Below are 7,387 nucleotides of genomic sequence, written 5' to 3'. Positions count from 1 at the left end.
GATCATGCTGTCCACGAGCTTCGCGTCGCCCATGCGGAAGCCGTCGCGCGAGCCCGGCAGCACGTGCGGCGCCGCGCTCATGTTCTCCTGGCCACCCGCCACCACGATCTCGGCGTCGCCCGCGACGATCGCGTTCGCCGCGAGCATCACCGCCTTCAGGCCCGAGCCGCACACCTTGTTGATCGTCATGGCCGGCACCGAGGCGGGCAGCCCCGCCTTGATCGATGCCTGGCGCGCGACGTTCTGGCCCGAACCGGCCGTCAGCACCTGACCCATGATCACTTCGCTCACCTGCTCGGGCTTGATGCCGGCGCGCGCCAGCGCTTCCTTGATCACCACCGCGCCCAGCTCGGGCGCCGCAATCTTCGCCAGCGAGCCGCCGAATTTGCCCACCGCCGTCCGGGCGGCCGATACGATCACAATGTCAGTCATTTCCAGTTCCTCCGGTCAGCACAACGTCGCGAACGACGCTGACCCGTCAAGTTAAAAACCATTGCCGCAGCATGACGCATTGACCCGCGTCACTCGCGCTGCTGCACGTAACGCCCTGGTGCCGGCTCGATCTCCGGAAACTCCGCCGATCCTGCCTGCGCGCGCGGCTTCACCTTCTTGCCGCCATACTGATCAAGCCATTCTGCCCACGTCGGCCACCAGCTGCCAGGCTTTTCCTGCGCCGTGTCGAACCACTCGTCGGCGCCTTCGGGCAGGTGCTTCGCGTCGCCCTCGATGCTCCAGAAGCTGCGCTTGTTCTTGGAAGCCGGATTGATCACGCCCGCGATGTGGCCCGACGCCCCTAGCACGAAGCGCAGCGGTCCCGAAAGCAGCGGCACCGACGCGTACGCCGTGCGCCACGGTACGATGTGATCCTCGCGCGAACCATAGATGAACGTGGGGACGTCGATGCGCGAGAGGTCCACCGCCTCGCCGCAAACCGTGAGCGCGCCCGGCTCGCGCAGCTTGTTCTCGAGGTACGTATTGCGCAGATACCACGTGTAGGCCGGGCCGGGGAAGCTCGTCGAATCGCTGTTCCAGAACAGCAGGTCGAACGGGGCCGGCGTGCGGCCCTTGAGGTAGTTGTCGACGACGTAATTCCAGACCAGGTCGTTCGGGCGCAGGAACGAGAACGTGTTGGCGAACTCGACGCCGCGCATGAGCCCGGGTTTCGTACCGTTCTTGCCGCCGATGGTCTGCTCGCGCATCTGCACGTGCGCCTCGTCGACGAACACGTCGAGCACGCCCGTGTCCGAGAAGTCGAGCATCGCCGTCAGCAAGGTCAGCGACGAAGACGGATGTTCGCCGCGCGCGGCTGCGACGGCGAGCGCGGTGGCCAGCATCGTGCCGCCGATGCAGAAGCCGAGCGTGTTGATCTGCTCGCGGCCGCTGATGCTGCGCACGGTGTCGATGGCCTTGAGCACGCCGTCTTCGATATAGTCGTCCCAGGTTTTATCGACAATCGACGCGTCGCCGTTGTGCCAGGACACGAGGAACACCTGCTGGCCCTGCTCGAGCGCGTAAGCAACGAGCGAATTCTCGGGCTGCAGGTCGAGAATGTAGAACTTGTTGATGCAGGGCGGCACGACGAGCAGCGGCCGCTCGTGCACGGTGGCCGTGCGCGGCTTGTACTGGATCAGCTGGAACAGTTCGTTCTCGAACACGACCGAACCTTCGGTCGTCGCGAGATTGCGCCCCACCACGAAACGCGACTCGTCGGTTTGCGAGATCTTGCCGCGCGTGAGGTCGGCGAGCAGGTTCATCACGCCCTGGCGCAGGCTCTCGCCATGCGTCTCGAGCAGCGTGCTCTGCGCGTCCGGATTGAGCGCGAGGAAGTTGCTGGGCGATGCCGCCGCCGTCCATTGCTGCACCGCGAAGCGAATGCGCTCGCGCGTCTTCGCATCGGTATCGATGGCGTCGACGAGTTCGTGCAGGTAGCGCGCGTTCAGCAGATACCACGCCGCCGTGAACGCATAAGCCGGCGTGGTCTTCCATGCCTCGGAGCTGAAACGACGATCCTTCAGTTCGGGCGCTTTGGGTGTGGTGTCCGACGCCTGACGCAGCAGATCGATCGCGTCGCGCGAGTATTCGGCCTGGAGCTGCTGAAGGCGTGCGGGTTCGACCACGACACCCGGCAACCGGAACGCGTCGAACGGCGTACCCATGCCGGCACCGCTCATACCGCTTGTGCCGCTTGCACCGTTGGCGACCGGAGGCCACCAGCCGGTGCCGAACGGCATCTGCCGGGTCGCCGCCTCCTGAGCCTGCTGCGCGGCATTCATGGCATTGCGCCACGCCACCGTCCACGCGTCGAGTATCTGCTGCATTCCGGCGGCATCCGGAGTGAATTGCTGCGCACCGCTAGTTGAAGCGCCCGTGCCCGGGGAATTCGTGGAACGTTCAGATGCCGTCATGCCTGCTTTTGACCGGTGTGCCCCGAAGGACTGGTTGAGAGGCAGGTGGTACGCCGACGAAGCGCGCGTTGCGCCCTGTCGCGTCCTGTCCCGTAGGTGAAGGACATTCTTGCTCCCCACTGCGAAGCGTGTCAATGCTTGTGCCCGATTTTGCCGCACTGCGATATTTTTTTTATTATCGTTTTCCCGATGTAAGCAATGCTTAAAACGCGGCAAGTCATGCGCAATAAGGCCTGCCCATAAAAAACCGCCATGGGGCCAAGCGCTTGCAATGCGAGGCAACTCGCGTTCACGCAATCGGTATCGAATTACGTGCTGCAATTCGCCGCGTTTCGCCGCTTTCGATGCAGCGCAGCAAAACGCGGGCAAAAGCCGTGGCAATAGAGTGAAATACGGAGCTGGATGCGTCCGCTAGTCAGGCAGCCAGCCAGACGAGCGCCGCCATGCGGCCCGTGACCCGATCCCGCCGATACGAGTAGAAAGCGTCGCGCTCCGTGTAGGTGCACCGGTCGCCGCCGCCCACGCGCGCGATGCCGAGTGCCGCGAGCCGCAGGCGCGCGAGCGCGTTGAGATCGGCCAGATACTTGCCGCTCGCCGCGGGCCTCGCCGCAAACGCGGCCGCCGTTGCGTCACGTTGTGCGCCGCCGACATCGGTTGCATGGGTCATGAACGCGTCACGCACGTCTGCGCCCACCTCGAAGGCCGTCGGACCGATGGCCGGGCCGAGCCAGGCATGCAGTTCGTGGATGGCGCAACCGGCGAGGGCGGCCACGCGAGCGGCCGTCCGCTCGATCACGCCCGCCGCCAGTCCGCGCCAGCCTGCGTGCGCGGCACCGACCGCGCGGCCCGCGTCGTCGCACAGCAGCACCGGCATGCAGTCGGCGACCATGACCGTGCAGGCGATGCCCGGCCGGTCCGTCACGCTCGCGTCGGCGGCGAGCGGCTCGCCCGCGCGCGCGGCGGCGAGCGCGTCGGCAGCGTCGGCCACGTCGGCGCCGTGCACCTGCCTGAGCCACGCCGCCGGCACGCCCGCGTAGGCGAGAAGGCGCACCCGGTTCGCCTCCACATGATCGGGCTCGTCGCCCGACAGCCTGCCGAGGTTCAGACCGCCCGGCAGGTCACGCCCCTCCCCGCCCGCGGCATCGGCCTGCCAGCGGCCGAACGGCGGCGCGCTCACGCCGCCGTTGCGGGTCGTCACCAGCGCCCGCACGTTCGAAGGCGCGCTCCAGTCGGGCAGCAGCAAGTCGGCGGAATTCAGTTCATGGGGCATGCTCATGCGCGGCGGTCCTTGCTGTCGTCGTGCTCGTCGTGCTCGTCGTGCTCGTCGTGCTCGTCGTGCTCGTCGTGCTCGTCGTCTTCGTTGTCTTCTTCGTCGCTGCCGATCACGAAACCTTCATCCGTATAGGCACTGTCGAACATCTCTTCGTCGAAGCCGTATTCCTCTTCCTCCGAGCCGAAGCCCAGCGCGGCGATCAGCTCATCCATGTCGTCGGGCACGTCGGCGCGCCACTGCATCGCGCGGTGTGTGACCGGATGGATGAGGCCGAGCCGCCACGCATGCAGCGCCTGGCGTGCGAAGCCGCCCGGCAATGCCGCGACCGAGCGCCGCCCGCGCGCGTGCCCGTACACGGGATCGCCCAGCAGCGGATGACGAATGTGCGCGCAATGCACGCGGATCTGGTGCGTGCGCCCCGTTTCCAGATCGCAGTGAATCGCGCTCACCGGCTGGCCGTGCCACAGGGTCGAATCGACGCGCCGGAAATGCGTGCGCGCAGGCTTGCCCGAAGCGCCCGCGACGACCGCCATGCGCGTGCGTTCGCGCGGATCGCGGCCGATCGGCGCGTCGATGGTGCCCTCGTCCGGCATGTTGCCCCATACGAGCGCCAGGTAGCGGCGCTTGACCGTGCGTGCCTGCAACTGGCGCACGAGGTCGGTCTGCGCCTCCAGCGTGCGCGCGACGACCATCAGCCCCGAGGTCTCCTTGTCGAGCCGGTGGACGATGCCCGCGCGCGGCAAGCCAGCGGCCGCCTCGCCGTAGCGATGCAGGAGGCCGTTGAGAATCGTCCCGCTCCAGTTGCCCGCGGCCGGATGGACGACGAGCCCCGCGGGCTTGTTGATGACGACGATGGCGTCGTCCTCGTAGATCACTTCGAGCGGAACCGGTTCGGGCGTGAATGCGAGCTGCTCGGGCAGCAGGTCGGGCACGAGCTCGATCGTCGCGCCGAGCGGCACCGCCTGACGCACCTTGGCGGGCGCGCCATCCACGCGCACGCGTTGCGCTTCGATCCAGCCCTGCAGACGGCTGCGCGAAAATTCGGGAAAGACCTTCGCGAGCACCTTGTCGAGCCGCTCGCCGGCAAGCTCGTCGGGCACCTGGACGCGCCGCGGCGCTTCACTGCCGCGGCCGCCGCTTTGCCCGGCACTTTGGCCAGCGCTTGCGCCTGATAAGCCGGCCGCAAGCGCCTCTCCGCCAAGATCGTCGTCGAGCGACTCACCGGACGCTGCGTCATCGGGCACTGCGCCTAGGCTATAATGGTCGATGCTGTTTTGGGCGCCGGGGGCGCCGCCTCCCGGAAGAACTGAACGGGTCATTGAGTCTGGGTCACCTGGGACCTGAAGCTGAACTGGAAAATGCGAGCCTTGAACACGATTACGAAACTGGCCCAACATGCTATTGCCCGGAACGCGGCTCTGAACACGGCGACCGGATCGACGATCCGCAAGGTCGGTAACGTCGTTCGCCTCGCCGCGTGCGGCGCCGCGCTCGCCGTCGTGGCGGCCTGCCACGGCCTGCCGGAGAAGACCGACGAAACGGCGACGTGGAACAACAACAAATTATATACGGAGGCCCAGGACGCGCTCTCCAGCGGCGACTGGAGCAAGTGCGCGAAGTACTTCGAGTCGCTCGAAGGCCGCGATCCGTTCGGCCACTTCGCCCAGCAGGCGCAGATCAACGTGGCCTACTGCAGCTGGAAGGACGGCGAGAACGACGCCGCCGACGAAGCCATCGACCGCTTCATCCGCCTGCACCCGGATCACCCGGACATCGCGTATGCCTATTATCTCAAGGGCATGATCCACTTCAACGACGACCTCGGCCTCTTCGGCCGCTTCTCGGGCCAGGACATGAGCGAGCGCGATCCGAAATCGCTGCGCGAAGCTTATGACGCGTTCAAGCAGGTGGTGGACAAGTATCCGCAAAGCAAGTACGCGCCGGACGCGGCGCAGCGCATGCGCTACATCGTCAACGCGCTCGCTTCGCACGAAGTGCACGTCGCCGACTATTACTACCGCCGCGGCGCCTACGTGGCCGCGATCAACCGCGCGCAGCTCACGATCACGCAATACAAGAGCGCGCCGGCTATCGAGGACGCGCTGCACATCATGATCCTCTCGTACCAGAAGCTGGATCAGCCGCAGCTCGCCGACGACACCCGCCGGGTGCTGGCGTCGACGTTCCCGGACAGCCCGTACATCACCGGCCATGCGCGCGCGAGCAGCGGCAGCAGCAACAGCAAGCCGTGGTGGCAACTCTGGTAAGACCGCTGCGCCGGGCCTCTGCCTGGCTGACGCCGGAAGAAAAAAACCCGCCTCGGCGGGTTTTTTCATTCGTGCGTCGGGCGGGCGCCCGGCACCAGCCTTCAGCGCTCAGTCGCGCTCGAACAGAGCGATCGATTCGACATGCGACGTATGCGGAAACATGTTCACGACGCCCGCGCCCTTGAGCCGGTAGCCGGCCTCGTGCACGAGCAGGCCCGCGTCGCGCGCCAGCGTCGCCGGGTTGCACGACACGTAGACGATGCGCTTCGGCAGCGGGCCCTCGCCGCTTTGCGCGATGTCCGCAAGCGCTTTGGATACCGCGAGCGCCCCTTCGCGCGGCGGATCGACGAGGAACTTGTCGAATGCGCCCAGGGCGCGCATGTCGTCCGCGGTCACTTCGAACAGGTTGCGGCACGCAAAGGACGTATGGCCGTCCACGCCGTTCGCGCGCGCGTTCTCGAGCGCGCGCGCCGTCAGCGTGTCGCTGCCCTCGATGCCCACCACCTCGCGCGCCAGCCGCGCAAGCGGCAGCGTGAAATTGCCGATGCCGCAGAACAGATCGAGCACGCGATCGCCCGGCTCGGGTGCGAGCAGCCGCAGCGCGCGGCCGACCAGCACGCGATTGATCTGATGATTGACCTGCGTGAAGTCGGTCGGCTTGAACGGCATCCGGATGTCGAATTCGGGCAGCGTGTAGTCCAGCTGCGCATCGAGCGGATAGAACGGAAACACCGTGTCCGGGCCCTTCGGCTGCAGCCAGAACTGCACGTTGTGCTCGTCGGCGAAGGCGCGCAGGAGCGCTTCGTCGGCGGCCGTGAGCGGCTCCAGGATACGCAGCACGAGCGCCGTCACGCTCGAGCCCACGGCGAGTTCGATCTGCGGCATGCGATCGCGAATCGACAGCCCTTCCACAAGCGCACGCAGCGGCACGAGCATCGCCGAAACATGCGGCGGCAGCACTTCGCAACTCGTCATATCGGCCACGTAGCTGCTCTTCCTTTCGTGGAAGCCGACCAGCACCCCGCCCTTCTTCGGCACATTGCGCACGGTCAGGCGCGCGCGGTAGCGATAGCCCCACGACGGCCCGTGTATTGGCCGGAACAGCGTTTCGGCGCGCACTTTCGAAAGATGCGCGAGGTTGTCTTCCAGCACGCGCTGCTTGACGGCAATCTGCGCGCGCACGTCCAGATGCTGCATCGAGCATCCGCCGCAGGTGCCGAAGAACGTGCATTGCGGCTTCGTGCGGATTACGCTTTCGCGCAGCACGTCCACCACCTGCGCCTGCTCGAAACTCGGCTTTCTGCGGTAGCTGGAGTAAGTCACGCGTTCGCCGGGCAGCGCGCCTTCGACGAAGATCACCTTGCCGGGCTCCCCGGTTTCGGTCACGGTGCGACCGACGCCGCGCGCTTCCATATCGAGCGATTCGATCTCGAGAATCGGGG

The 7,387-nt window shown here is 66.5% G+C and carries 6 protein-coding genes; 1 reads left to right on the top strand and 5 read right to left on the bottom strand.

Annotation, left to right across the window (positions count from 1 at the left end):
• The 4 genes from BAC01S_RS25340 to BAC01S_RS25325 all read right to left on the bottom strand — a co-directional run.
• A partial coding sequence (locus BAC01S_RS25340; protein WP_027797281.1) for a thiolase family protein occupies positions 1 to 432 on the bottom strand: 432 nt, incomplete at its 3' end.
• 89 nt (positions 433 to 521) lie between these two features.
• Positions 522 to 2,405 (bottom strand): class I poly(R)-hydroxyalkanoic acid synthase, encoded by a 1,884-nt coding sequence (gene phaC / locus BAC01S_RS25335; protein WP_084168857.1) that lies wholly within the window; start codon positions 2,403 to 2,405, stop codon positions 522 to 524.
• A 415-nt stretch (positions 2,406 to 2,820) separates the two neighbouring features.
• Positions 2,821 to 3,681, bottom strand: coding sequence for a peptidoglycan editing factor PgeF (pgeF, locus tag BAC01S_RS25330; RefSeq protein WP_027797279.1), 861 nt, complete (start codon positions 3,679 to 3,681; stop codon positions 2,821 to 2,823).
• Positions 3,678 to 4,997 (bottom strand): RluA family pseudouridine synthase, encoded by a 1,320-nt coding sequence (locus BAC01S_RS25325; RefSeq protein WP_027797278.1) that lies wholly within the window; start codon positions 4,995 to 4,997, stop codon positions 3,678 to 3,680. Before BAC01S_RS25325 ends, pgeF begins: the two co-directional genes overlap by 4 nt.
• Before the next feature lie 39 nt (positions 4,998 to 5,036).
• Here BAC01S_RS25325 and BAC01S_RS25320 point away from each other — a divergent pair, with 39 nt between their 5' ends.
• On the top strand, positions 5,037 to 5,945 hold the full coding sequence (locus BAC01S_RS25320) for an outer membrane protein assembly factor BamD (RefSeq protein WP_027797277.1): 909 nt from the start codon (positions 5,037 to 5,039) through the stop codon (positions 5,943 to 5,945).
• Positions 5,946 to 6,053: 108 nt separating this feature from the next.
• On the opposite strand, the gene rlmD is transcribed toward BAC01S_RS25320, so the two are convergent.
• Positions 6,054 to 7,358, bottom strand: coding sequence for a 23S rRNA (uracil(1939)-C(5))-methyltransferase RlmD (gene rlmD / locus BAC01S_RS32565; RefSeq protein ID WP_245616676.1), 1,305 nt, complete (start codon positions 7,356 to 7,358; stop codon positions 6,054 to 6,056).
• Between the last annotated feature and the right edge of the window lie 29 nt (positions 7,359 to 7,387).

The sequence above is a fragment of the Paraburkholderia acidipaludis NBRC 101816 genome, assembly GCF_000684975.1.
In the GTDB taxonomy this organism is placed as follows: Bacteria; Pseudomonadota; Gammaproteobacteria; order Burkholderiales; family Burkholderiaceae; genus Paraburkholderia; species Paraburkholderia acidipaludis.
This window is presented reverse-complemented; position numbering and strand designations above follow the sequence as displayed.

Bases quoted from the DNA above. Each gene is read 5' to 3' on its own strand.
- phaC (WP_084168857.1), bottom strand. From the start codon at position 2,405: ATGACGGCATCTGAACGTTCCACGAATTCCCCGGGCACGGGCGCTTCA.
- pgeF (WP_027797279.1), bottom strand. From the start codon at position 3,681: ATGAGCATGCCCCATGAACTGAATTCCGCCGACTTGCTGCTGCCCGAC.
- BAC01S_RS25325 (WP_027797278.1), bottom strand. From the start codon at position 4,997: ATGACCCGTTCAGTTCTTCCGGGAGGCGGCGCCCCCGGCGCCCAAAAC.
- BAC01S_RS25320 (WP_027797277.1), top strand. From the start codon at position 5,037: ATGCGAGCCTTGAACACGATTACGAAACTGGCCCAACATGCTATTGCC.
- rlmD (WP_245616676.1), bottom strand. From the start codon at position 7,358: ATGGAAGCGCGCGGCGTCGGTCGCACCGTGACCGAAACCGGGGAGCCC.